Below are 24,815 nucleotides of genomic sequence, written 5' to 3' on the forward strand. Positions count from 1 at the left end.
TGTGAGAGAGCTCGCGATAGCCTTACTATTCCGCCTAGCCGGGAATCGGTTGAAATCGGCGGAGGAGCTGCAAGCACATGAGCAAGGCTCTTGTGACGGCGTTCGCGATCGTTGCACTGACTGCGTTTTCCTGGACGTTCAGCAAGGTTTGGGTTCAATCGACACCGCCGGCCGACACCGAGATCGTGTCGGAAGTCTGACCCTGGCCGTGCAGCCAGGAACCACTCGAACGGCAACTGGGCGTAACCTTCGGGGACCACTGGTCCGATCACTTTACCGCGACGACCGCAGCCGCATGTGACGGGACTTCCGGTTGGGCTGAGGGGACCGGGGCCCCGCGGTGGCGGGGACCCGGTCGTCGGTCAGCCGCGCCGCCACACCTGGTTCGGTTTGCCGTTGCAGTGCCAGAAGCCGACCGCGCTGCCGTTCGCGGTGGCCTCGCCGGTCACGTCGAGGCACAGGCCGGACCGGCCGTTGGTGACCGTGCCGTCCGACTGGAAGGTCCACTTCTGGTTGGCGCCGCCGTGGCAGTCCCAGATGACCAGCCGGGCCTCGGTGCCGCCACCGGCCTCGGCGTCCAGGCACTTGGTGTCGTAGACGCGCAGCTCCTGGGCGGCGGTGTGGGCCCACCGCTGGTTCACGCCGCCGTTGCAGTCCCAGAGGGTCGGCGAGGTGCCGTTGGTCCGGCTCGCGCCCGGCACGTCGAGGCACCGGTTCGACCCGGCGCCGCGCAGCACCCCGTCGGTGGGCGTCGGGGTGGATCCGCCGCCCCACCCCCACCGCAGCCGGTCCGCGCCGCTGGCGTTGGTGACGTTCAGGGTGAGGTCGGTCCCGCTACCGCTCAGGGTGGTCAGGGAGTAGCTGTCACCGGTGCGCAGACCCGGCCAGTAGACCGAGCCCATGCCGAGGGAGCGCAGGGTGTCGGTCGCGGCCTGGAGGTAGGCGACCTCGTAGGAGCCGTTGACCGGCCCGTTGTAGTCCAGGCCCGAGGTCATCTCGGCGCCGAACTCGTCCAGGACGGTGCGCGAGGCGCACGTGCCGATGCGCGCCCGGAGGTCGTCGGCCCACTGCCGCGGGCTGGTCCAGTCCTTGTGCCAGAACCCGTACTGGTGCAGCGCGAGGTAGGTGCCGTCGAGCCTGCTGTCGGCGCACACCGGCTTGACGTCCTCGCTGTAGCCGGTGCCGCCGACGAACACCCGGTTGCGCGGCACGGCCGGCCGGGCGGTCAGCCAGTTCGCGGCCACGTCGCGCCACTCCTGGCTGCTGTAGCCGAACGGCTCGTTCATCGGCTCGAAGTACACCGCGCCGACGGCCGCGTACTTCGCGGTGATGCGGTTCCACATCGCGTCGAAGGCGGCGGTGTCGTCGATGCGGCCGTCCTTGGCCGCGGCCGACTCCCAGTAGCCCAGGACGACCTTGAACCCCTTGGCCGCGGCGGCGTCGATCGCCCCGGTGTAGGAGTTCCAGAACGCGCCGTTGACGGTGGCCGGGTTGACGGGCAGGCGCACGGTGTTCGCGCCGAGCCTGGCCTGGAACTGGCCGATGACCGCCGTGGCCTTGGCGTGGGTGGTGGCGTAGCTGTCCGACTTGGACAACCCCGAGGGCACGACCTCGTCGGCGGCGTAGTTGTCGCGCGGGTCGGCCCAGTTCACCCCCTTGAACTGGCTGGTGTCGGCGCCGGCGGGCGACGCGGTCGCGGTCAGCAGCCCGGCCACGCCCAAGGCGCAGCCGACCGCCGCCGCGACGCGGGCGAGGCGTCGGCGTCGGGTGGGCGAAGAGTTCATCGTTGATCTCCTCACGAGTGGTGCCGGGTGTCGTGGCGCCTTGCGGACCACGTCATGTTTGCGCAAACATGGCTGGCGGCCGGGCCAGTCTGTGACCCGGGCGGCGGGCTGTCAAGAGAGCCGACCGGGAAAGACCCGCTCCACGAGGTGGCGTCACGAGCCACTGGACAGGTCCGAGTCGACGGGCTAGCGTGCCGCCAAATGTTTGCGTAAACATCCTCGCCGTGGTCAACAGGAGAGACGATGACGTCCATCTCGGCGCCGGTCGAGGCGCCACCGGCACGTCCGGCCCGGCCGACGCGCGACGTCGGCCGCCTGCGCGTGGACCGCAAGGGCTGGCTGTTCGTCGCGCCGTTCCTGGTGGTGTTCGCCCTGGTGTTCCTGGCACCGATCGCCTACGCGGTGTGGCTGAGCCTGTTCCGGGAGCAGGTGTTCTTCGGCGGCACGGAGTTCGTCGGGTTGGCCAACTACGCGGCGGTGCTCGGTGACGGGAAGTTCTGGGAGTCGTTCCTGCGGGTGCTGCTGTTCCTGGTGGTGCAGGTGCCGGTGATGCTGGGGCTGGCGCTGGTGGCGGCGCTGGCGATCGACAGCGCCCGGCTGCACGCGGCGGGGTTCTTCCGGATCGTGGTGTTCCTGCCGTACGCGGTGCCCGCGGTGGTGGCGACGCTGATGTGGGGCTTCATCTACGGCGACAGCTTCGGCCTCGCCGCCGACCTCAACCGGCTGCTGGATGACGACGTCGTCTCGCCGCTGTCCGGCGACTGGATCCTGCTGTCGATCGGCAACATCGTGACGTGGGAGTTCGTCGGCTACAACATGCTGATCCTGTACTCGGCGCTCAAGGTCGTCCCGAACGACCTGTACGAGGCCGCGGCCATCGACGGCGCGGGCGCGTTCCGGACCATCCTGAGCGTGAAGCTGCCCGCGATCCGGGGCGCGGTGATGATCGCGACGATCTTCTCGATCATCGGCAGCTTCCAGCTGTTCAACGAGCCCAACATCCTGAGGTCGTTGGCGCCCAACGCGATCAGCACGTCCTACACGCCGAACATGTATGCCTACAACCTGTCCTTCGGCGGTCAGCAGTACAACTACTCGGCCACGGTGGCGATCGTGATGGGTGTCATCACCGCGATCATCGCCTACGTGGTGCAGCTGCGCGGCTCCCGGAAGGGTGCGTGACGACCGTGGCCCTGTCCCCGCTCCGGCCCCGCAAGTCCCGGGTGCTGACCACCGTCATGGCGGTGTACCTGGTCTACACGCTGGTGCCGCTGGCGTGGCTGCTGATCAGCGCCACCAAGACCCAGCAGGACCTGCTCTCGACGTCCGGACTGGCGTTCGGCGGCACGTTCGCGCTGTTCGACAACATCGGGCAGACGTTCACCCACGACAACGGCATCTTCCTGCGCTGGCTGGGCAACACGCTGTTCTACGTCGTGGTGGGCGCGGGCGGCGCGACCGCGCTGGCCACCGCCGCCGGCTACGGCCTGGCCAAGTACCGCTTCCGCGGCCGGCGCGCGGTGTTCGCCGTGCTGCTCGGGGCGATCGCCATCCCGGGCACGGCGCTGGCGGTTCCGACGTTCCTGATGTTCAGCAACCTCGGGCTGACCAACACGCCGTGGGCGATCATCATCCCGTCGCTGGTCAGCCCGTTCGGCCTGTACCTGGTGTGGACCTACACCACCGAGGCCGTGCCGGACGAGCTGCTGGAAGCCGCCCGCATCGACGGCGCGGGCGAGCTGCGGATCTTCTTCACCGTCACCCTGCGCCTGCTCGCGCCCGGCGTGGTCACGGTCGCGCTGTTCGCGGTGGTGTCGACGTGGAACAACTACTTCCTGCCGCTGATCATGCTCAGCGAACCCGACTGGTATCCCCTCACCGTCGGCCTCAACCAGTGGAGCGCCCAGGCCTCGGGCGTCGGCGCGCAGCCGATCTACCACCTGGTGATCACCGGGTCCGTCGTCACCATCGTCCCGCTCGTCATCGCGTTCCTGCTGCTCCAGCGCTTCTGGCAGTCAGGCCTGACCGCGGGCAGCGTCAAGCAGTGAGCCTCTCCCACCGCCGCGAAAGGACCTCCCCCATGTCACCCACCAGGCGCAGTCGCCAGGTGGCCGTAGTCCTGGCCACCGCTCTCGCCACCGCGCTCTCCGCGTGCTCCTCCGGCGGCGACGGCGGCACGACGCCGGGCGGCGCCACCGGCACGCAGGACGCGGTCGACGCCGCCCTGCGCGACGGCGGCGAGATCACCTACTGGAGCTGGACCCCGTCGGCCAAGGCGCAGGTCGAGGCGTTCCAGGAGGAGTTCCCCAACGTCAAGGTCAACCACGTCAACGCGGGCACCGGCAACGACCACTACACCAAGCTCCAGAACGCCATCAAGGCCGGCTCCGGCGCGCCCGACGTCGCCCAGGTCGAGTACCAGGCGCTGCCCCAGTTCGCGCTGACCGGCTCGCTGGTCGACCTGGGCCAGTACGGGTTCAACGCCTTCGAGGACGACTACACCCCCTCGACGTGGAACTCGGTGAAGGTCGGCGGCGGGCTGTTCGGCCTGCCGCAGGACTCCGGCCCCATGGCCCTGTTCTACAACAAGGCGCTCTTCGACCAGCACGGCATCACCGTGCCGAAGACCTGGACCGAGTACGTCGAGGCGGCCAGGAAGCTGCACGCCGCCGACCCGACCAAGTTCATCACCTCGGACACCGGTGACGCGGGCTTCGCGACCAGCATGATCTGGCAGGCGGGCGGCAAGCCGTTCACCACCGACGGCAAGTCGGTGAAGATCGACCTGCAGGACGAGGGCGCCAAGAAGTGGACCGCCACCTGGGACCGGCTCGTCGAGGAGAAGCTGGTCTCGTCGATCCCCGGCTGGTCCGACGCCTGGTACAAGGCGCTGGGTGACGGCACGATCGCCACGCTGGCGACCGGCGCGTGGATGCCGGGCGTGCTGGAGTCGTCGGTGCCAGGCGGCGCGGGCAAGTGGGCCGTGGCCCCGATGCCCACCTACGACGGCGGCGCACCGGTCACCGCGGAGAACGGCGGCGGCGGCCAGTCGGTGCTCAAGCAGAGCGCGAAGCCCGCGCTCGCGGCGGCGTTCGTGCGCTGGCTCAACAACGGCAACGGCGTCAAGCCGTTCCTGGAGAGCGGCGGCTTCCCCGCCACCAAGGCCGACCTGGGCTCCTCCGCGTTCAAGGACGAGGCCTCGCCCTACTTCGGCGGGCAGCAGATCAACCAGGTCCTGACCGCCGCGGCCGGCCAGGTCGTGCCAGGCTGGAGCTACCTGCCCTACCAGCTCTACGCCAACAGCATCTTCAACGACACCGTCGGCAAGTCCTACGCCGACGCCACCGGCCTCGACCCGGGCCTGACCGACTGGCAGAAGGCGCTGGTCGACTACGGCAACCAGCAGGGCTTCACCGTCAACGGCTGACCCGGCGGCGGGACGGCCCTCACCCGGCCGTCCCCGCCCACCGCGCACACGCACGCCACACCCGGAAGGAACACCTGATCCCGTGCCCGAGTTCAGCATCGGCGAGCGCGACTTCCTGCTCGACGGCAGGCCGTTCCGCATCCTGTCCGGGGCCCTGCACTACTTCCGCGTGCACCCCGACCAGTGGGCCGACCGCATCGACAAGGCCCGGCGCATGGGTCTGAACACCATCGAGACCTACGTCGCCTGGAACGCCCACGCGCCCACACCGGACGCCTTCGACCTCACCGGCGGGCTCGACCTCGGCCGGTTCCTGCGCCTGGTCGCCGACGCGGGGATGCGCGCGATCGTGCGGCCCGGACCGTACATCTGCGCCGAGTGGGACAACGGCGGTCTGCCCGCGTGGCTGTTCCGCGACCCGGAGGTGGGCGTGCGGCGCGCCGAACCCCGTTACCTGGCCGCGGTCAAGTCCTACCTCGACCGCGTCTACGAGGTCGTGGCCCCGCTCCAGGTCCAGCACGGCGGCCCGGTCATCCTCGTGCAGATCGAGAACGAGTACGGCGCCTTCGGCGACGACAAGACCTACCTCAAGACCTTGGCCGAGCACACCCGCGACGCGGGCATCACCGTGCCGCTGACCACGATCGACCAGCCGACGGACGAGATGCTCGCGGCGGGCAGCCTGGAAGGGCTGCACCTGACGGCGTCCTTCGGCTCCCGCGCCGTCGAGCGCCTGGCCGCGCTGCGCCGCCACCAGCCGACCGGTCCGCTGATGTGCGCCGAGTTCTGGAACGGCTGGTTCGACCACTGGGGCAGCCACCACCACACCACCTCGGCCGCGGACAGCGCCGCCGAGCTGGACGCGCTGCTGTCCGCGGGCGCCTCGGTCAACGTCTACATGTTCCACGGCGGCACCAACTTCGGCTTCACCAGCGGCGCCAACGACAAGGGCACCTACCAGCCGACCATCACCTCCTACGACTACGACGCGCCGCTGGACGAAGCGGGCGACCCCACCGCCAAGTACCACGCGTTCCGCGAGGTCATCGCCCGCCACCACGACGTGCCCGACGAACCGCCGCCCGCCGCGCGACCCACGCCGCGGCTCACCGCCCCGTTGACCGACCCGGTGCCCCTGCTCGACTGGTCGAAGCGGTCGACCTCCTGGCAGCGCCACGACACCGTGCCCCCGCTCGACGACCTGCCCGGCGCGCCGCGGCTGGCGCTGGCGGCCACGCGGGTCGAGGCCACCGACCCCGCCGTGCTGTGCTTCGGCGAGGTGCGCGACCACGCCTCGGTGTTCCTGGACGGGCGGCCGGTCGGCGTGCTGCTGCGCGAGCACCACCAACGCGCCCTCGGCCTGCCGGGCTCGGCCGGTGAGCTGGCGGTCCTGGTCGAGGACCACGGCCGGGTCAACTACGGTCCGCGCATCGGCGAGCCCAAGGGGCTCATCGGCGGCGCGAGCCTCGGCGGGCATCCCCTGACGGGGTGGGACGTCCTCCCGCTCGCCCTCGACGCGCCGCCGCCGGTGTGGACCGACCGGGACGGCACGACGCCCGTGCCCGGGGCGGTGGCCGGACCGGTCTTCCTGCGCGCCCGGTTCGACCTCGACCGGCCCGGCGACCTCCACCTCGACACGGGCGGCTGGGGTCGGGGCGTGGTGTGGGTCAACGGCTTCTGCCTCGGCCGCTACTGGTCGCGCGGCCCGCAGCGCACCCTGTACGCGCCCGGCCCGGTGCTGCGCGCGGACGGCAACGAGCTGGTCGTGCTCGAACTCGCCGCCCTGACCGACCCGACGGCCCGGTTCGTGCCGCGACCGCTGCTCGGCCACACCGAGGCCTGATCGATGTTTGCGCAAACAAGCCTGGTCGGGCGCGGGCTATAGTGGCCACGCGCCACACGGCGCCGAAGCGCCCGGTGGGAGGAGCCCTGACGTGACAGCGGAATCCACGTCCGGGGCGTCCCGGCAGCCCGCCGTGCGGCGCGCGCCGGCCCGTCGGGTGTCGATGGCCGACGTCGCCCGGCTGGCGGGGGTGTCGGCGCAGACCGTGTCCCGGGTGTCGAACGGGCACCCCAGCGTCGTCGGCTCGACGCGCGAGCAGGTGCTGGACGCCATGCGACGCCTCGGTTACCGGCCCAACAGCGCGGCCCGCGCGCTCAAGTACGGCGAGTTCCGCACCATCGGCGTCATCCTGTTCACCCTCTCCACGGTCGGCAACAGCCGCACCCTGGAGGCCATAGTGGACCACGCCGCGCACGAGGGTTACGCCATCACGCTGATCCCCGTGGCCGTGCCCACCCAGGACGGCGTGCTCGGCGCGTTCACGCGTCTCGGCGAGCTGGCCGTCGACGCGGTCATCGTGATCATGGAGGTCCACCTGCTCGACGCGGCCACCATGACCCTCCCGCTCGGCATCCCGGCCGTGATCGTCGACTCCAACGGGGGCGACCGCTACACCGTCGTGGACACCGACCAGGCCGACGGCACCCGCCAGGCCGTCCGCCACCTGCTCGACCTCGGCCACCGCACCGTCTGGCACGTCGCCGGCCCCGAGGACTCCTACGCCGCCGAGCGCCGCGCCGAGGCGTGGCGCGACGCGCTGGTCGAAGCCGGACTGCCGGTGCCCGCGATGGCGCGCGGCGACTGGTCGGCCGACTCCGGCTACCGGGTGGGGCTCGCGCTCGCCGACGAGCCCGGCTGCACGGCGGTGTTCGCGGCCAACGACCAGATGGCCCTCGGCCTGCTGCGCGCGTTCCACGAGAAGGGGAAGGTGGTGCCGCGCGACATCAGCGTGGTCGGGTTCGACGACATCCCCGACACCACCTCGTTCATCCCGCCCCTGACCACCGTGCACCAGGACTTCACCGAGGTCGGCCGGCGCTGCGTCGAACGCGTCCTGCGCCAGGTGCACCACCGCCGCACCAAGCCGGGCACCACCCTGGTCCCGACCCGGCTGGTCGTCCGCGCCAGCACCGCGCCGCCGCCGGCCTGACCGGTCGCCTCACGTGACCGCCGGCGGCCGGGCCTCGTGCCAGAAGCCGGTGTGACGGCCGGGAAGGCGACGCGGTCCGCCCGTCCACGGCGGCCATCGCTCCCCGCCCTGGCCAGGCCGACGCGAGGTGCTCCCCGAGGAACCCGGCGACCTCCGCCCGCGCGGCCTTGGCCTGCGGCACCACGTTCGGCATGCTGAGGAACGCGTGCGTCGCGCCCGGGTGCTCGGCGAGCCGCGCGGGCGTCCCGGCGTCGAGCAGCGCTTCGGCGTAACGACGGCCGTGGTCGGCCAGCGGGTCGAGGGTCGGCACCACCACGAGCGCCGGGGCCAGCCCGCCCAGGTCGTCGGCGTGCAGCGGCGACAGCGGCCGGGGATCCGTTCCCGGCGGCACGGCCAGGCGGTGGAACAGCCGCATCTGCTCGACGGTCAACGTCGGGCTGTCCGCGTGCCGGGTCATCGAGGCGTGGTCGTACATCGCCCCGGTGAGGTCGACGGCGGGGTTGGCCAGCACCTGCGCGCACAGCGGCAGACCGGAGTCCCTGGCGCGGATCGCGGCCAGCGCGGCGATCAGCCCACCCGTGCTCTCGCCGAACACCGCGGTCCGCGCCGGGTCGACACCCCATCGCGCGGCGTCCCGCACCACGTGCCGCAGCACGTCCCAACCGTCGTCGACGGCGGCCGGCAGCGGTGTCCCCGGCGCGAGGAGGCGGTGCTCGACCGAGACGACGACGGCGGGCAGCCGTGCGGCGAGGTGGCTGTTGACCCAGTCGCTCTGCGCCGCCGTGCCGACGAACCCGCCGCCGTGCACGTGCACCACGAGCGGCAGGTCGGCGTGCCCGGTGGCCGGTCGGGACACCCGGACCCGCAGGGCCCGGTCGGGCAGGGCCACGTCCTGCCACCGGATCACGGCGCCCCGGTCCGGTCGCCCCGTGATCACCCGGATGAGGCGGGACGCCCGCTTGCGGTTCTCCGCGTCGCGGAAGGCGGCCAGCTCCCCGTCCGTCATGGCCGACCAGTCGGGTTCTTTCCGCAGGGCGTGCAGCAGCCGGATCCCCAGCGGCGGCCGTGCGACGCCGGTCACGTGGTCCATGTGTCCCCCTCCTCGACCACCGAGTTTCGCTACCGGTGGTATCGATACCGATGGTAGCGCAACTCGGTATCGTTCGACCATGACCCGAGCGACACCGCCCGCCAAGCCGCCCGGCCGCCCGCGCGCCGGCATCGACGCCGCGGTCTTCGCCGCGACCCTGGGCACCGTGCACGAACTGGGCTACGCGGGCGCGACGATGGACCGCATCGCGGCGGCGGCGGGCGTCGCGAAGACGACGATCTACCGGCGCTGGCCGTCGAAGGGCGCGCTGATCACGGACTGCCTCGTGGACGCGTTGGGCCCCGTGCCGCTGGGGGGCGGCAGTCGGCGCGAGGACATCTCCTCGGCCATCCGCTGGATCGCGGCGAAGATCGGCGAGCCCGGGATCGGCGCGGCGTTCGCGGGCGTGTTCGTCGACGCGGTCAGCGATCCGAGCCTGCGCGAGGTCCTGTCCACGCGGTTGCAGGACCCGTACCGGATCGTGCTCCAGGACGCGCTCGACGAGCCGGAGCACCGGGTCCTGCTGCTCATCGACATCATCGTCGGCACCCTGCTGCACCGGATGGGCATGACCGGCGTGCCGATGGTCGACGCCGACGTCGACGCGCTGACCGGGATGGTCCTGCGGCACTTCGCCGACCCCGGCGGACCGGCCTGACCACGCCGGTGTTCACAACTCGTTGTTCAACCTGCTCCCGGCGAACCTGAACACGCCCGCCGCCGCTTGACTCGGGACCGGTAACCGAGCCCGTGCCGCGTTCACCGTCCGCGGCACGGGCTCCTCCACACGGACAGGGAGGTCCCGTGGCGCGACGAGCAGTGCCATTGGCGCCGGACGTCGCTGTTCCTCGACGAAGGAGCTGTGATGAGCGCGGACCAGGAGCGGTACGGCGCGGGCCGGACCTACGACCGGTCGTTCGGCGCGCCCGTCATCGGCCCGGTGATGTACTCCGGCGACTACCCGAACCTGGCGCGCACCGGGGACGAGGTGTCGTTCTCGCTGTCGTTGTTCGGCGACCGGGAGGGCAACGAGGGCTACTCCAAGGTCACCTCCGCGCGGACCGCGCTGTACCGCGACGGTGAGCTGGTCGGCGAGAACGGCAGCAGCGGGCACGGCACGTTCCCGGTGCCGCCGGGGCCCGCGGTGTTCCGGGCGCGGGCCGGGGTGACGCGGGCGCCGGAGGTCTCGGACTTCAGCACGCGCATCACGGTGGACTGGACGTTCCGCTCGGACACGACCACCCGCGAGCGCCGGCTGCCGATGTCGGTGGTGCGGTTCACCCCGGAGCTGGACGCCGCGGGCAGCACGCCCGCGTACCGACCGCTGACCGTGCCGCTGGTGGTGGACCGGCAGCGCGGCGTGGACAGCCCGCCGTTGCGCCACTTCCGCGTGGAGGTGTCCTACGACGACGGTGCGACCTGGGTGAGCCTGCCGGTGCTGGGCAGTGCGGCGCTGGTGGGCAACCGGGCCATGCCGGGGACGTTCGCCTCGCTGCGCGTGCACGCCACCGACGGCCGGGGCGGCGAGCTGAGCCAGACCGTGATCCGGGCTTACCGGCTCGCCTGACGGCTCGCGGCAGGCGCCGGGCGGGTCTCCCTCCCGCCCGGCCCTGTCACGGGCACAGCGGTCGTGGCGGGACGCCCGGGAAGTGCGCCGCCCAGTCGACGTCGACCAGGTCCGCGCACACGTCGCGCACCACGCGGTCGACGTCCACCGCGAGCCGCCACAGCGCACCCCGCCGCAGCTCCACCATCAGCAGCTCGTCCCCCTCGTAGCGCACCGAGCCGAACTCCACCCCGGACGCGCGCAGCGACACCGGTTCCCCGCCGGCCAGGTCCCACAGCCACACCGACTCGCGGTGCAGCGCGGTGACGGCGCGGCCGTCGCGCGAGAACTCGACCACGGCCATCTCCGGGAGCCCGTCCGCCTCCAGCACGGTCGTCGTCCCGTCCAGCACGGTGAGCCGCCCGCCGTCGAGGTCGGAGACGGCGAGCAGCCCCGCCGGACCGGTCACCAGCCCCAGCCGGGCGGAGCGGCTGAGGACCGGGGTGGACCGCCCGTCCAGGGACCACACCTCCACGTGGCGCCGGTCGCCTTCGCGGCGCACCAGGACCACGCCGGCGCCGTCCTGCAACGGCACGGCGTGCTCGACACCGGTGGCGGGCAGGCGGGTGCGGGCGGTGTCGCCGGGACGCCAGTGCACGGCCGCGCCGTCCTCGACGGCGGTCAGGAGGGTGCCCGCCGCGTCGATGCCCTCGGGGAACGGCCACGCCCTCATCGTGGTGGTCAGCCTCGGCACGTCGGGGTCGCCGATGTCCCAGAGCTGGAACTCGTCGGGTCGGACGACCACGAGCGCGGTGCGCTCGTCGCCGCTGATGAGGTTCAGGAAGCCGGTGGAGGGGATCGGGATCGCCCCGGCTCGCCGCCTGCTCGGCCCGTCACCGGTCCAGAACCGGTAGTTGATGCCGGGCGAGCCGGGTTCGGGGCCGAACTCGTGGGTCACGGCGATGCCGCCGGGCACGCGCAGGTAGCCGCCGTCCAGGGTGGTGGCGGTGCCCGCGGCGCGGGCGAGCAGGAGCGCGTCGCGGGCCTGGGCGGTGGGTGCGACGCGGTACGCGGCCAGGGCGAGCGCCGCCGCGTCGCGCGGGCGGGCCAGCAGGTCCAGGGCGCTGTCGGCGGCACGCATCGACAGCGCCTGGTTGCGTTCGCGGGTGGCGTCGCGCTGGGCCCCGACCGCGTACACGACGGTGGAGGCGAGCAGCAGCACGAGCACGCCGAGGCAGGCGACGAGCACGCGCAGCCGGCGCACCGCGCGCTTGCGCACCGCTTCCCGGTCGCGTTCGGCGGTCAGGCCCGCGTCGACGAACTCGCGCTCGGCCGCGTTGAGGCGGGACGACAGGCGGCGCGCCTGGTCGAGGTGGACGCCGCGGTAGAGCGCGTCCGGGTCGCGGTCGTGCGCGCGCCAGGCGTCGGCGGCGCCGGTGAGCCTGCGGTGGGCGCGCAGCGCCTCGCGGTCCTCGTCCAGCCAGCCCACCAGCCTCGGCCAGGCGCGCAGCAGCGCCTCGTGGGTCAGCTCCACCGTGTCGCGGTCGAGGGTGATCAGCCTGGCCGCCGCGAGCCGGTCGAGGAGCGCGTCGCCCGCCTCCAGCTCGGCGCGGGCGACGCGGCGGCGGGTGTCCTCGGTGCCGTCGCCGGGCGCGACCAGCCGCTGGAACACCTGCCGCGCCACCTGCCGGTCCGGCTCGGACAGGGTTTCGCAGACCTGTTCGGCGCTGCGGGCCAGGGCGTGCTCGACGCCGCCCGCGTCCTCGTAGCCCGTCAGCGTGAGCACCGCGCCGCGACGTCGTCGCCACGTCTCGACGAGCACGTGCGAGGCGAGCGGCAGCGCGCCCGGCTGGGCGGCGACGTCCGCGATCAGGCGTGCCACCAAGGCGTTCTCCAGCGAGGCGCCTTGGCGGGCGGCGGGTTCGACGACCGCGCGGCGGAGCTGCTCGGCGCTCATCGGGCCGACGAGCGACTGCGAGCGGTGCAGCGCTTCGAGCAGCTCGGGGTGCCGGGCGCAGTGGCCGTAGAAGTCGGCGCGCACCCCGATGACGACGTGGGCGGCGCCGGCGGCGTGCGTGAGGGCCCGCACCAGCCAGCGCCGGTCGGCCTCCCGGCAGAGGGTGAAGACCTCCTCGAACTGGTCGACCACGAGCAGCAGGTCGTCGGCGGCCTGGCGCAGCAGCACGCGCAGGTGCTCGGGGTCGGCGGCGAGCTCGGCGCGCACCTCGACCGCGGACCGGTCGTCGGCGAGCGCCGCGGCCAGCTCGGTGATCGGGTCCGCGCCGGGCGTGACGACCAGGTGCGCGTCCCACCGGGCGGCCAGTCCCGCGCGCAGCAACGACGACTTGCCCGCGCCGGACGCGCCGAACACCCCGACGAAGGGCCGTTCCCGCACCAGGGCCAGGAGCCTGCCCACCTCGGCCTCGCGACCGAAGAACCGGTCGGTGTCGGCGACCTGGTAGGCGGCGAGTCCCACGTACGGCGCGTCGCCGTCGTCCGGGCCCTCGGCGGCCAGCTCGCGCCAGCGGGCCGTCCACTGCTCGACGTCTCCCCCGCACGCGCGGACGAACGCCCGGGTCACCGCCAGACTGGGCAGCCGCCGCCCCGCCACCGCCTCGGACAGCGCGGCGGGCGAGTAGTTCGCCAGGCGGCCGAGTTCGCGGTAGGACGGCAGCCCGGCGCCGCGCCGCAGCCGCCTCAGGTCGCCGGCGAACTTCAGCACCGGGGTGTCCTCTTCGACCAGCGGCCGTTCCGTGCGCGGCACCCTGCTCCCCCTTCGACGCCCCCAACACTGCCCGTCGGAGGTCACCGGTGGGCATCGCCACGGCAAGGTCGCCGTCCGACGTCGTGTCACGTTGCGCAACGTTGCGCAAGGCCCCGAACGGCTTCAAGCGCGGCACCCGATTCGTCCCACGCGCTCGGTCCGCATGGCCGCTTTGTGCGGCCGTAACCCGAATGGCGGATGCCGACCAGGTGGCACCACCTGACACTAACACCGCTCTGGGAGCGCTCCCAGAGTCAAGCGGAGGCACCCGCGCGATTCCACGTCGTCGATCAACGAAGATTTGGCGGTCCACATGCTTCGCTTCTCCCCAGACGTCCCCGACCGGCGTCGCCGGGCACCGGGCACCACGACGGAGGCCGCGCCGGGCCGCGGCAGGTCCGCCGCCTGGCGGGCGTCCGCGGTCCTCGGCGCCTGCCTGACCCTGCTGACGACCGTGCTGGTCACGTTCGGCGCGGGCAACGCCTCCGCGCACGGCGCGGTCAGCGACCCGCCCTCACGCCACTACGGCTGCTACAACCGCTGGCCCAACGGCCCGTCGCAGCAGATGGCCACCGAGGACCCCATGTGCTACCAGGCGTGGCAGGCCGACCCCTCGGCCATGTACAACTGGAACGGCCTGTTCCGCGAAGGCGTCGCCGGCAACCACCAGGGAGCCATCCCGGACGGGCAGCTGTGCAGCGGCGGCCTGACCTTCAACGGTCGCTACGCCGCGATGGACAAGCCCGGCGCGTGGGTCGCCCCGAGCAAGCCCAGCCGGTTCACCCTCAACCTCAACGACACGTCCTCGCACGGCGCCGACTACATCCGCGTCTACGCGACCAAGCAGGGCTTCGACCCCAAGACCCAGGCCCTGAAGTGGAGCGACCTGGAGCTGGTCGGCCAGACCGGCAAGATCCCCACCGGCTCCCGGACGCCCGTCGAGGTCGACGCGCCCGGCCGCACCGGCCACCACGTGCTGTTCACGGTGTGGCAGGCCAGCCACCTCGACCAGAGCTACTACGCGTGCAGCGACGTGAACTTCACCGGCGGTGGCACCACGACGACCACCACTCCGACCAGCACCACGACCACCACCACCACCACCACGACCGGGGGCAACCCCTCAGCGGGCTGCTCGGCCACCTTCCGGGTGACCTCGCAGTGGTCCGGCGGCTTCCAGGTCGAGGCGCGCGTGACCGCCGGCGCCACGGCGATCTCCGGCTGGGCGGTGAGCTGGACGTTCGCCAACGGCGAGCGGATCAACTCTTCGTGGAGCGCGACCCTGACCACGAGCGGGTCCACGACTACCGCCCGCAACGTCGCTTACAACGGCGCGGTGGGCGCGGGTGCCAGCACCACGTTCGGTTTCGTCGCCTCCGGCACGGCGGGGACCCCGACCCTGGCCTGCACCGCGTCCTGATCCCGTCGGTCCGCCCGTCGCCGCCCCCGACGGCGGCGGGCGGACCGGCCCGGGTCAGCCCGCCTGCCGGCTGAGGTGCTCCCACTTGGCGAGCTCGGCCGTGCGCGCCCGAGCCATCTCCTCGACCATGCCGTAGGCCGCGCCGCCCAGGACCAGCCGCTTCGGCGGCTCGGGCAGGTCGACCACCCGCAGCAGGACCGAGGCGGCCAGCCGCGGGTCGAAGTCCTCGGACTCGCCCCAGAGCTCGTTCAGCCAGGCGCGCAGCGGCGCGTAGGCGGGGTCCTCCCCGGTCGTGGTCAGGCCGAGGGTGAACAGGTCGGTGCGGTACCCGCCCGGCTGCAGGATGGTCACCTTGATCCCGAAGCGCTCGACCTCCATCGCCAGCGCTTCGCTCATCGCGTCGAGCGCGGCCTTGCCCGCGCTGTACAGGCCGGTCGCCGCGAAGCCACCGGCGGACCCCATCGACGAGACCTGCACGACGTGGCCCGAGCCCTGTGACCGCAGGAGCGGGACCACCGCCTGGCTCACCCACAGCGCGCCGAAGAAGTTGGTGTCCAGGTGGGCTCGGGCCTGCTCCTCGGTGACCTCCTCGACCATGCCGAGCAACGCGCCACCGGCGTTGTTGACCACGACGTCCAGCCCGCCGAACGCGGCGAACGCCCGCTGCACGCCGGCGAGCACCGCGTGCCGGTCGGACACGTCCAGCGGGAACGCGACCAGCCTGCCGCCGGACTCGGCGACCAGGCCGTCCAACGGCGTGGTGTCGCGGGCGACGCCGACGACCCGGTCGCCCGCCGCGAGCGCGGCTTCGGCGAACGCGCGTCCCAAGCCGCGCGAGGCGCCCGTGATGAACCAGGTACGACTGCGGTCGCGCGTCATGGTGTCTCCCCAAGTTGTAAGACGATACGTTCCGTCTCGATGCGAGAACCCTGACAGACTCTTTGTCGCAAGTCAAGACGAACCGTCTCGTTCCAAGTAGAGTGCCGCCATGCCCACCAGCCCCACGCCGAACAGCACGCGCCGCAGCGAACGCTCCCGGGTGGCGATCCTGACCGCGACGCGCGAGCTCATCGGCGACCTCGGCTACGCCAAGCTGACGATCGAGGCCATCGCCGCCCGCGCGGGCGTCGGCAAGCAGACGATCTACCGCTGGTGGCCGTCCAAGGGCGCGGTCGTCTTCGACTCCCTGCTGGTGCTGAGCGAACGGCCGGACGGCGGCGGCATCGAGCTGCCGGACACGGGAGACCTCGAGCACGACCTGAGAGCCGTCCTCCGCGCGACCGCGGCCGAGTTCTCCGACCCGGCGTTCGAGGCCCCGATCCGCGCGCTGAACACGGAGATCATCAACGATCCCGACCTGGCCGCCGTCTACCGGGAGAAGATGGAAAGCCCGATGCGGGAGGCGAAGCGCCGACGACTGCGCAGCGCCCAGGCCGCCGGCCAACTACCCCCCGACACCGACCTCGACCTCTTCATCGACCTGCTGTACGCGCCGCTGACCCAACGCTGGCTCCTGCGCTCCGGCCCCCTGGACGCCCCTTTCGCCGACGCCCTGGTCACCGCCACCCTCCGCGCCTTCCGCCCCTGACACGGAGCGCCAGGGCGCAGCCACCGCGGGACCTCGACGTCGTCGGTGATCTCGCGGTGGCCTTGGGAACAACGCCCACGCACGGTGTCGCACCGCAAGCCGTTCAGCCGATTGATGACGGACGAGCCGCTCGCGAAACTCGACCCGTCCACCACTTGTTGCGAGAACGGGATCCGCATGCGCCTGCGTTCACTGATCGTCGCCGTCGTCGGCGGGCTGCTCGGCGCCGCGGGGATCTTCCACCTGCCCGCCTCGGCGTCCGTGGTGGACGTCAACTGCGCCCTGGGCACCCAGGTCGGCACCTACTCCCCCGGCATGACCCTGCTGCCCAGGCAGATCGACTTCAGCGCCACCGGCACGCTGGGCGGCTGCGCGTCCCCCGGCCACCCCGAGATCACCGGCGCGACCTTCACCTCCCTGGTCAGCGGCACGTTCAGCTGCCTGGCCGGTTCCACCACCAACACCTCCACCTACCACTGGAACACCGGGCACAGCAGCACCGTCCAAGGCGGCTTCGAGGTCAACCTCAAGCCCGGCGGCACCACCGTGCTCGTCCTGACCGGCACCGTGGTCGCCGGGTTGTTCCAGGGCGCGACCGTCGTGCAGACGAAGGTCCTGCCCGCCACCGACCTCACCGCCTGCCTCACCCCGCAGGGCCTGACCAGCGTCAGCGGCACCGTCACCTTCACCGCCGTCCTGTGAACCGGCCGAGGAGGGACACGGACAACCGCCCCGCCGGTCCGAGGAACACCGCCCGGGTGACGGCCGCCCTCGCCGCCACGACCGCGCTGATCGCGTCGTCCCTGCTGTTCTCGTCATCCTCCGCACACGCGGCGCCGGTCGACTTCCTCTGCACCGAGAACGAGTCGGTGTCCTACTCCCCCGGTCTGCTGACCACGCCACGGCCGGTGGACGTCGACGTGCACAACATCCTGTCGTGCACGTCTCCCACCGACCCGGCCGTGACGGGAGGGCACGTGTGGGCGACCGTGCGCGGTCTCGACCGGTCGTGCACGAACCTCGCGGCGTCCGGCATCGGCTCGTACACCATCACCTGGAACACCGGGGAGACCAGCACGATCGACTACAACCGGTCCGCCACCTACGTCCTGGGCACGCTGGTCATCACCGAAACCGGGACGGTCACCGCGGGCAAGTTCACCGGCGACTCCACCACCCACGTCGTCGAACTGCTCACCCTCGACCTCCTCGCCTGCCTCGCCGAACCCGGCCTCACCACCACCTCGGGCGTCGGCACCTACGTCTTCACCTGACAGGCCAAGTAGAAGCCCGCGTTCTCGTCGGCCATCCCGACCACGACCACAGTGGCCCCACCGACGACGTCCGCGTCGAGGTCGATGGACTGCGTCCTCGTGCGGTTGCACCAGAGGGCGGAGTTGTTCCAGTCCAGCAGGGTGTTCGCCCGTGCTTCCCCGTATCCCCGCCGGAACCCGGGCGGTTCATCGAGCTGCCCGAGGACCTTCACCGACGTTCCGTCCTGCCGCGCGGCACTGCCGATGCCGTGTGCGGCGGTGACATTCGGCACGACCACCACCCGGACCGTCAGCCGTTGACCTCGCGTGCCACGGCCAGCTGTCGATCCTTGTGCTGCCGCTCGCCTGCCAAGTCGTCGTCGTGCTGCCGGACGAGCACGTCCTGCACGGCGCGTTCCACCCCGACCCACGTCCTGACCCACTCGACGCGCTCCTTGCACGCCACGTCCCGGGTGGCGACGGCCAGCTCGTGCCCGGACGGCCACCCGGCGCTGAACGCGGGGTCGTTGATCGCGGCATCCGGACCGGCGTAGGCGAAGCCCGCCTCCGCCATGCACCGCGACCACCCCGCGGCGGCGGCGACCACCGGCCCGGTGGTCGCGGTGATCTCGTGGCTGCGCCGGCTCAGCGCCAGGCTCAGCGGCTCCTGGCCGGGTTTCGCATCGGCCGCGAGCCCCCGGTCCGCCTCCCCCGCACAACCCCCGGGCGGCACCTCCCGGCCGCCGACCTCGCCCCGGCGCGTGCCGGTGATCAACGAGACGACGTCCGGCGACGGCTGAGCGGCGGCCTGGCTGCCGGCGTCTCGCGTGGCGAGCACCGCCGGGTCGCGGTAGCCGTACGCCGCGGCCTCGTCCGCGTCGACGAGACCGTGCCGCCTCGGCTTGTCGGCGTCCCGCGCGGGATCGACGACGGGGAAGGTGAACGCGATCCCGTGGTCCGCGAGGCACCGCTCCATCAAGGTGTTGCGCGCTTTGATGACCTCCAGCTCCTGGACCGGTGTCAGCAGCGACCGGTCGAGCGGCAGGTCGAGGCCGCGCACCGCCGACAGGTCGGCGGGAACCCTCCCGAGTGCCGCATCGAGGTCGGCCGCGCCGAAATCGGGTGTGGTGGTGGGTGTCGTCGAGCATCCGACGAGCGCGGACGCCGCTATCGCCGCGGCGAGCGCACCCGCGATGAAGTCGGCTGCGCGGCGTGGCGTGCGGTCGGGTGCGACCACGGTGGGACCTCCGATCCCCGACGGGTCGCGCCTGGTCGGCGCGACCCGATCGTCCGACTAGAACTGGTCCCGGTTGGCGCAGTCCCTGAAGGTGCCCGAACTCGTGGACCACTTGAAGCTCGCGTTGTCGTTCTTCATGGGCTCGGTGAAGTTGCCCTTGCCGTACGCGCCGAACGACTGCGACGCGACGCTGCCGTTGCAGCCGCTGTTGTAGTAGACGGTCGCGTAGTAGGACCAGTTGTTGACGACCGAGGCCGCGTGGTTCTTCACCACGTAGTTGAAGCCGTTCCCGTCGGTGCCGGCGTTGTTGAACTTCTCGTTGTCGAGGTCCCCGTCCGAGAGCAGGTAGTCGGCGCGGGCGCCCTCGAAGTTGCTGTTGAAGTAGAAGCAGAGGTAGGCCTCGCGGCACCCCTCGATCGTCGCAGCCGAGGCCGTCGGAGCGATGGCGAAGCTTCCGATGACCGTGGTGATGACCGCCGCGAGGCCGACCAACCTTCGTGTGACGCGCATGGATCCTCCTGGTTCGTGACGCCTTGCCGCACCTGGACCGGGCGCTCGGCGTCGCCGTGCCCGGAACGGACCTCACCCTGTCGGAGGTGGTCCTCCGCCCGTCCTCACGGCGTCATCACGGCGTCCTCGTCGGCTGCCTCGTCGGCGTCTACTCCTGGTTCGACCACCGCGCTATGCTGTGAGAACGTCACTACCGGTGACCGATGAGGGGGGAGCCGGGGGGATGGACTTCGGTGTGCTCGGACGGCTGGAGGTCCGGACGGCGCGGGGGCGGTTGGAGCTGACTCGTCCGCGTCAGCAACGAGTGCTGGCCGCGTTGCTGCTGGCGCCGAATTCCGTGGTGCCGCTGGCGAAGCTCGTCGAGGTCGGTTGGGGCGACGAGCCGCCGTCGACCGCTGTCAAGCAGGTCCGCAACTGCGTCTCGGCGCTGCGGGAACGACTGGGGGATGTCGACCGGCAGGTCATCACCACGGAAGACCCCGGTTACCGGATCAGGGTTCGCCCGGACCAACTCGATTCCCTGCGGTTCGCCAAAGGGGTCGCCGATGCCCGGCACTGCGTCGGAGAAGGCGCCCTCGACCGGGGAGTGGAGCACGTCCGGGCGGCACTGGGCCTGTGGCGGGGTCCCGCGATCGACGGCCTCGACAGCCCGACGTTGGCCAGGTCCGCGATGCGCCTGGCCGAGCAACGGCTCACCGCGCTCGAGCTGTACGCCGACTGGTTGGCGGAACTCGGCAAGCATCGCGAGGTGGTGGACGAGCTGGCGGAAGCGGTCCACGAGCACCCGCTGCGCGAACGCCTGCACGCGCAGCTGATGGACGCGCTGGACCGCTGCGGCCGGCGAGCGGACGCGATGATCGTGTTCGGCCGGCTGAGGAACCGACTCGCCGAAGAACTCGGCGTCGATCCCGGGGCCGACGTGAGCCGGCTGCACCAGCGGATCCTGCGCGGTGAAGCCCGGCCCCACCGGGACGGCGGGCTCCGCCGGCACCGGAGAAGCCCTGCGGGGGCGGTCGAAGACCTCGCCAGCGGCGGGATGGCCCGGCGCTCCACCCGGCACGGGCAGGTCCCGGTCACGACCCTGCCGGGGACCGCCGCGCCACCCGTGCCGCGGCAGCTGCCGCAGTCGATCCGCGACTTCACCGGTCGTGCCGACCACCTGGCCGCGCTGGACGCCCTGCTGCCGCCGGAGAGCGGTCAGCACGGTGGGCACGCCGTGGTGATCTCCGCGCTGGACGGCTCTGGAGGCGTCGGCAAGACGACGCTCGCGATGCACTGGGCGCACCACGTCCAGCACCGGTTCCCGGACGGCACGCTGCACACCAACCTGCGCGGCTACGGTCCCGGTCGGCCCGCGAGCCCCGACGAGGCCCTCGACGACTTCCTGGTGGCGCTCGGGGTGCCGGCCGCGGCGGTGCCCGCGGGGCTCGGCGCCCGCTCCGGGCTGTTCCGAACGCTGCTGGCGGGACGCCGGGTGTTGATCGTGCTCGACAACGCCAACAGTGCCGAACAGGTTCGACCGCTGCTGCCCGGGACGCCGGGCTGCATGGTGCTGGTCACCAGTCGGGACAACCTCACCGGCCTCGTGGTGACGGACGCCGCCCACCGGCTCACCCTCGACGTGCTGTCGCCGCCCGAAGCCCGGAGCCTGGTCGTCGGCATCATCGGCCCGGCGCGGGCGAACGCGGAGACCGTCGCCGTGGACGAGCTGATCCGGCTGTGCGCCGGACTCCCGCTGGCGCTGCGGATCGCCGCCGGGCGCGTGGCCGCCCACCAGCACCTCTCCGTCGCCGACCTCGTCGCCGAACTCGGCGACGAGGACTCCAGGCTGGATGCGCTGACCTGGGGGCAGGACCCCCGGGCCGCGGTCCGCAAAGTGCTGGCCTGGTCCTACGAGCAGCTCCCCCGACCGGAAGGGTTCCTGTTCCGACGCCTCGGCCTGCACCCCGGTCCGGACCTGTCACCGCCCGCGGCGGCGGCACTCGCCCACCTCCCACCGCACCGGGCGCGCTTGCTGCTCGACGCCCTGGCGGACGCGCACCTCATCGAACCGGTCGCCAAGGGCCGCTACCGCTTCCACGACCTGCTGCGCGCCTACGCCGCCGAGCTGGCCCGGCACCACGACAGCGCCGCCGATCGCCGCCGTGCCACCCACGCGTTGTTGACCTGGTACAACCACACCGCCCACGTCGCCGACAAGCAGCTCTACCCCACCAGCACCCGCCTGGTGACCGACCTGGTCGAACCGGACCACCCGCATCCCGTCGTCGACCGCGACCACGCCTGGACCTGGTTCACCGACGAGCGGGCCAACCTGGTCGCCGCCCTGCGCCACGCGGTCGACCGGAGCATGGACCGGCAGGCCGTCGAGCTGGTCGACGCCTTCGGGTTCCTCATCCTGATGGGCGGTTGGGAGGAGCGGATCCAGACCTCGGACGTGGGGCTGATCGCGGCGCGCCGAGTCGGCGACCGCGCGCACGAGGCCAATGTCCTGCTGGCCCGCGGGGAGGCCCTGGGCCACCTGCACCGGCCCGACGCCGAGGCCGACCTGGCCCGTGCGGTCACCGTGGCGCAGGAGGTCGGCAACACCCACATCCGGATCGCCGCCCTGAACGAGCTCGGCCAACTGCTGCGCCGGCAGGGCCGCTACACCGAAGCGCTCGACCACCTCGTGGACGCCCTCGCGCTCAGCCGCGGCTTCGACACCGGTCGTTGGGAGGCGGTGGTCGAGGGGATGATCGCCGCGGTCCACGTCGACCTCGGCGCCCACCGACAGGCGATCGACCACGCCGAACGCAGCGCGCGGTTGCGGCGCCGGATCGGTGACCCCGACGGCGAGGCGTGCGCGCTCGCGGTCCTGGCCGGAGCCTGGCAGGGCGTGAACGACCACGACACCGCCATCGGCCACTGCCGGCGGGCGATCGCCCTCGGTCGCCGTTCCCTCGGCAGCCAGGACGAGACCCTCGCCCCTCCGCTCGCCATCCTGGCGACCTCCCTGCACCGACTCGGCCACGTGGAGGAAGCCGTCGCCTGTTGGCGGGAGGCCGCCACGATCTACGCCGACCGCGGCCTGCACGCCGACGCCGCGAGCATCCACGACCGCATCCGCGCGGCGCGGTCCGCGACAGCGGTGACCCGATGAGGCGTTTCGTCCTGGCCCAGCATCGAGGGAGCCGCGCCGCGCTGCTCGGGTGGCGCGAGCCTCCGGGAGGGAGCGGGCGCCGATGACGGCCTGACCGAACCCGAGGTGGTGTCGGCCCGTGCCGGCGGCGGCAACTGCCCGGCGCCCCCGGTCAGGTAGGCGTGACAGCGATGCCCGACCCTGGCTCGCACTCGGGCTCATACCGGTCCGGCCGATCCCCCCTAACGGACGATGTCGGTGCCGGCCGGGAATGCGTACATTCGACCGGAATGGTGATTTCCTCACTGTAGGAGAGCGCATGAGGAAAATCTTCAACCGTCGACAGGTGCTCGTCGGCGTGTCGGCCCTGCTGGTCGCCTCGGCCCCGGCGGTCACCGCGTCCGCCACCGGCGACGTGGTGGCGGACGCGGTGCGGCGGATGAGCCTGGAGGAGAAGGTCGGCCAGCTGTTCGTCACCTACGCCTACGGCGCGACGGTCGACACGGCCGACCCGGCCTCGGTGGCCGCCAACCGGCGCCAGCACGGCGTGGACAACGCCGAGCAGCTGATCGGGAAGTACCACCTCGGCGGCATCATCTACTTCGCGTGGTCCGGCAACACGGCCGACCCCGCGCAGGTCGCGGCGCTCTCGAACGGCATCCAGCGCGTGTCCTCGATCCCCGCCCTGGTGAGCACCGACCAGGAGTACGGCGTGGTGTCGCGGATCGGGGAACCGGTCACGCCGTTCCCCGGCAACATGGCGCTGGGCGCGGCCCGCGACCCGGAGGCGGCGGGCGAGGCGGCCCTGATCGCCGGCCGGGAGCTGCGCGCGATGGGCGTCAACCAGGACTTCGCGCCGGTCGCCGACGTCAACGTCAACGCGCTCAACCCGGTGATCGGCGTCCGCTCGTTCGCCGAGGACCCGGAGTTGACGGCCCGACTGGTCGAGGCGCAGGTCCGGGGGTACGAGCGGGGCGGGGTGTCGGCCACCGCCAAGCACTTCCCCGGGCACGGCGACACCGCCGTGGACAGCCACACCGGCCTCCCGGTGATCGGGCACAGCCGCGAGGACTGGGAGCGGTTGGACGCGCCGCCGTTCCGCCGCGCCATCGCGGCCGGCATCGACTCGATCATGACCGCGCACATCGTGGTGCTTGCGCTCGACCCGGCCGGCGACCCGGCCACGCTCTCCCGGCCGATCATCACGGGCATCCTGCGCGACCGGCTCGGCTACGACGGCGTGGTCGTCACCGACTCGCTCGGGATGGCCGGCGTCCGGCAGAAGTACGGCGACGACCGCGTGCCCGTGCTGGCCCTGAAAGCGGGCGTCGACCAGCTGCTGATGCCGCCGAACATCGACCTCGCGTTCAACGCGGTGCTGGCGGCGGTGCGCGGCGGCGAGCTCACCGAGCGCCGCATCGACCAGTCGGTCCGCCGGATCCTGCGGATGAAGGCCAAGCGCGGCCTGTTCGACGACCGGTTCGTCGACCCGGCGAAGCTGCCGGAGATCGTCGGCACCACGCCGAACAAGCAAGCCGCGCAGCGGATCACGGACCGCACCACGACGCTCGTGCGCAACGAAGTCCTGCCCCTGCGCACCCCGCCGGCCTCCGTCTTCACCACCGGCTGGGGGACCACCGCCGACCCGGTGCCGCAACGGCTCGCCACCGCCGTGAGCCGCCGTGCCGCGACGGCGGACGCCCTGGCCACCGGCGCGAACCCGAACCAGGCGACGATCGACCGCGCGGTCGCCGGGGCGAACGCCGCCGACCTGACGATCGTCGCGACCAACAGGGCGTGGACCGACGTCGGCCAGCAGAACCTGGTGAAGGCGCTGCTGGCCACCGGGAAACCGGTCGTCGTCATCGCGGTCCGGGACCCTTACGACATCGCGTACTTCCCGGAGGCGCGCACCTACCTCGCGACCTACTCCTACACGGAGGTCTCGATGGAGTCGGCGGTGCGGGTGCTGTACGGGGAGCACGCCCCGGTCGGGAAGCTGCCCGTCACGATCCCGGTCGCGGGCGACCCCTCCACCGCGCTGCACCCGTTCGGCCACGGCCTGACCTGGGAGGGCTGAGC

Annotated in this window: 21 protein-coding genes and 1 pseudogene; 15 read left to right on the forward strand and 7 right to left on the reverse strand. The window is 72.3% G+C overall.

Annotated features, from left to right (window positions below):
- Positions 1–77 precede the first annotated feature (77 nt).
- Complete coding sequence (locus IOD16_RS41040) at positions 78–200, forward strand: hypothetical protein (protein ID WP_268957628.1); 123 nt, start codon at positions 78–80, stop codon at positions 198–200.
- A gap of 162 nt (positions 201–362) precedes the next feature.
- Here the strand turns inward: IOD16_RS41040 and IOD16_RS20730 are convergent, their stop codons facing one another.
- Positions 363–1,784 carry a ricin-type beta-trefoil lectin domain protein gene (locus IOD16_RS20730; protein ID WP_201435758.1) on the reverse strand — a complete coding sequence of 474 codons (1,422 nt, stop codon included), beginning with the start codon at positions 1,782–1,784 and terminating at the stop codon, positions 363–365.
- Between the two features lie 243 nt (positions 1,785–2,027).
- Between IOD16_RS20730 and IOD16_RS20735 the strand changes: the two genes are divergently transcribed.
- The 5 genes from IOD16_RS20735 to IOD16_RS20755 all read left to right on the forward strand — a co-directional run bounded on the left by IOD16_RS20735 (position 2,028) and on the right by IOD16_RS20755 (position 8,204).
- On the forward strand, positions 2,028–2,966 hold the full coding sequence (locus IOD16_RS20735; protein WP_201435759.1) for a carbohydrate ABC transporter permease: 939 nt from the start codon (positions 2,028–2,030) through the stop codon (positions 2,964–2,966).
- Between the two features lie 56 nt (positions 2,967–3,022).
- A complete protein-coding gene (locus IOD16_RS20740) occupies positions 3,023–3,832 on the forward strand; it encodes a carbohydrate ABC transporter permease (RefSeq protein ID WP_201441478.1) in 810 nt (269 codons plus the stop codon).
- A gap of 32 nt (positions 3,833–3,864) precedes the next feature.
- Positions 3,865–5,211 carry an ABC transporter substrate-binding protein gene (locus IOD16_RS20745; RefSeq protein WP_201435760.1) on the forward strand — a complete coding sequence of 449 codons (1,347 nt, stop codon included), beginning with the start codon at positions 3,865–3,867 and terminating at the stop codon, positions 5,209–5,211.
- Positions 5,212–5,293: 82 nt separating this feature from the next.
- A complete protein-coding gene (locus tag IOD16_RS20750; RefSeq protein ID WP_201435761.1) occupies positions 5,294–7,054 on the forward strand; it encodes a glycoside hydrolase family 35 protein in 1,761 nt (586 codons plus the stop codon).
- A 91-nt stretch (positions 7,055–7,145) separates the two neighbouring features.
- A complete protein-coding gene (locus IOD16_RS20755) occupies positions 7,146–8,204 on the forward strand; it encodes a LacI family DNA-binding transcriptional regulator (protein ID WP_236594250.1) in 1,059 nt (352 codons plus the stop codon).
- Positions 8,205–8,412: 208 nt separating this feature from the next.
- On the opposite strand, the pseudogene IOD16_RS20760 reads toward IOD16_RS20755, so the two are convergent.
- Positions 8,413–9,426: pseudogene (locus IOD16_RS20760) on the reverse strand (alpha/beta hydrolase); the annotation flags it as partial.
- Here IOD16_RS20760 and IOD16_RS20765 point away from each other — a divergent pair.
- Both IOD16_RS20765 and IOD16_RS20770 read left to right on the forward strand, forming a co-directional pair.
- The gene (locus IOD16_RS20765; RefSeq protein ID WP_201435762.1) at positions 9,374–9,952 is read left to right on the forward strand and encodes a TetR/AcrR family transcriptional regulator; all 579 of its coding nucleotides are present in this window, start codon (positions 9,374–9,376) and stop codon (positions 9,950–9,952) included. The pseudogene IOD16_RS20760 and the gene IOD16_RS20765 sit on opposite strands and share 53 nt — an antisense overlap.
- Before the next feature lie 207 nt (positions 9,953–10,159).
- Positions 10,160–10,861, forward strand: a complete 702-nt coding sequence (locus IOD16_RS20770; protein WP_201435763.1) for a hypothetical protein — start codon at positions 10,160–10,162, stop codon at positions 10,859–10,861.
- Positions 10,862–10,907: 46 nt separating this feature from the next.
- Here IOD16_RS20770 and IOD16_RS20775 read toward each other — a convergent pair whose 3' ends face one another.
- Positions 10,908–13,604 (reverse strand): nSTAND1 domain-containing NTPase, encoded by a 2,697-nt coding sequence (locus tag IOD16_RS20775; RefSeq protein WP_201435764.1) that lies wholly within the window; start codon positions 13,602–13,604, stop codon positions 10,908–10,910.
- A 313-nt stretch (positions 13,605–13,917) separates the two neighbouring features.
- Between IOD16_RS20775 and IOD16_RS41290 the strand changes: the two genes are divergently transcribed.
- Positions 13,918–15,024, forward strand: coding sequence for a lytic polysaccharide monooxygenase (locus IOD16_RS41290; RefSeq protein WP_328809350.1), 1,107 nt, complete (start codon positions 13,918–13,920; stop codon positions 15,022–15,024).
- Between the two features lie 54 nt (positions 15,025–15,078).
- On the opposite strand, the gene IOD16_RS20785 is transcribed toward IOD16_RS41290, so the two are convergent.
- Positions 15,079–15,903, reverse strand: a complete 825-nt coding sequence (locus IOD16_RS20785) for an SDR family NAD(P)-dependent oxidoreductase (RefSeq protein WP_201435765.1) — start codon at positions 15,901–15,903, stop codon at positions 15,079–15,081.
- 109 nt (positions 15,904–16,012) lie between these two features.
- Between IOD16_RS20785 and IOD16_RS20790 the strand changes: the two genes are divergently transcribed.
- From IOD16_RS20790 to IOD16_RS20800, 3 genes are all read left to right on the forward strand, one after another.
- On the forward strand, positions 16,013–16,612 hold the full coding sequence (locus IOD16_RS20790) for a TetR/AcrR family transcriptional regulator (protein ID WP_201435766.1): 600 nt from the start codon (positions 16,013–16,015) through the stop codon (positions 16,610–16,612).
- Between the two features lie 177 nt (positions 16,613–16,789).
- Positions 16,790–17,314 carry a hypothetical protein gene (locus IOD16_RS20795; RefSeq protein WP_201435767.1) on the forward strand — a complete coding sequence of 175 codons (525 nt, stop codon included), beginning with the start codon at positions 16,790–16,792 and terminating at the stop codon, positions 17,312–17,314.
- A gap of 56 nt (positions 17,315–17,370) precedes the next feature.
- The gene (locus tag IOD16_RS20800) at positions 17,371–17,886 is read left to right on the forward strand and encodes a hypothetical protein (RefSeq protein WP_201435768.1); all 516 of its coding nucleotides are present in this window, start codon (positions 17,371–17,373) and stop codon (positions 17,884–17,886) included.
- On the opposite strand, the gene IOD16_RS20805 is transcribed toward IOD16_RS20800, so the two are convergent.
- From IOD16_RS20805 to IOD16_RS20815, 3 genes are read right to left on the reverse strand one after another with little or no spacing between them, the layout of a single operon-like run.
- Positions 17,871–18,164, reverse strand: coding sequence for a hypothetical protein (locus IOD16_RS20805; protein WP_201435769.1), 294 nt, complete (start codon positions 18,162–18,164; stop codon positions 17,871–17,873). The genes IOD16_RS20800 and IOD16_RS20805 overlap by 16 nt on opposite strands.
- A gap of 11 nt (positions 18,165–18,175) precedes the next feature.
- Positions 18,176–19,102: a hypothetical protein gene (locus IOD16_RS20810; RefSeq protein ID WP_201435770.1), complete on the reverse strand. Its 927-nt coding sequence runs from the start codon at positions 19,100–19,102 to the stop codon at positions 18,176–18,178.
- 57 nt (positions 19,103–19,159) lie between these two features.
- Positions 19,160–19,612 (reverse strand): peptidase inhibitor family I36 protein, encoded by a 453-nt coding sequence (locus IOD16_RS20815; RefSeq protein ID WP_201435771.1) that lies wholly within the window; start codon positions 19,610–19,612, stop codon positions 19,160–19,162.
- Positions 19,613–19,635: 23 nt separating this feature from the next.
- On the opposite strand from IOD16_RS20815, the gene IOD16_RS20820 reads away from it, so the two are divergent.
- The 3 genes from IOD16_RS20820 to IOD16_RS20830 all read left to right on the forward strand — a co-directional run bounded on the left by IOD16_RS20820 (position 19,636) and on the right by IOD16_RS20830 (position 24,813).
- Positions 19,636–19,794, forward strand: coding sequence for a hypothetical protein (locus IOD16_RS20820; protein WP_201435772.1), 159 nt, complete (start codon positions 19,636–19,638; stop codon positions 19,792–19,794).
- Between the two features lie 41 nt (positions 19,795–19,835).
- Positions 19,836–22,754, forward strand: a complete 2,919-nt coding sequence (locus IOD16_RS20825) for an AfsR/SARP family transcriptional regulator (protein WP_201435773.1) — start codon at positions 19,836–19,838, stop codon at positions 22,752–22,754.
- Between the two features lie 298 nt (positions 22,755–23,052).
- Entirely contained in the window at positions 23,053–24,813 is a 1,761-nt protein-coding gene (locus tag IOD16_RS20830) for a glycoside hydrolase family 3 protein (RefSeq protein WP_201435774.1), read from the forward strand.
- The last annotated feature ends 2 nt before the right edge of the window (positions 24,814–24,815 follow it).

The organism is Saccharothrix sp. 6-C, from assembly GCF_016695385.1.
In the GTDB taxonomy this organism is placed as follows: domain Bacteria; phylum Actinomycetota; class Actinomycetes; order Mycobacteriales; family Pseudonocardiaceae; genus Actinosynnema; species Actinosynnema texasense.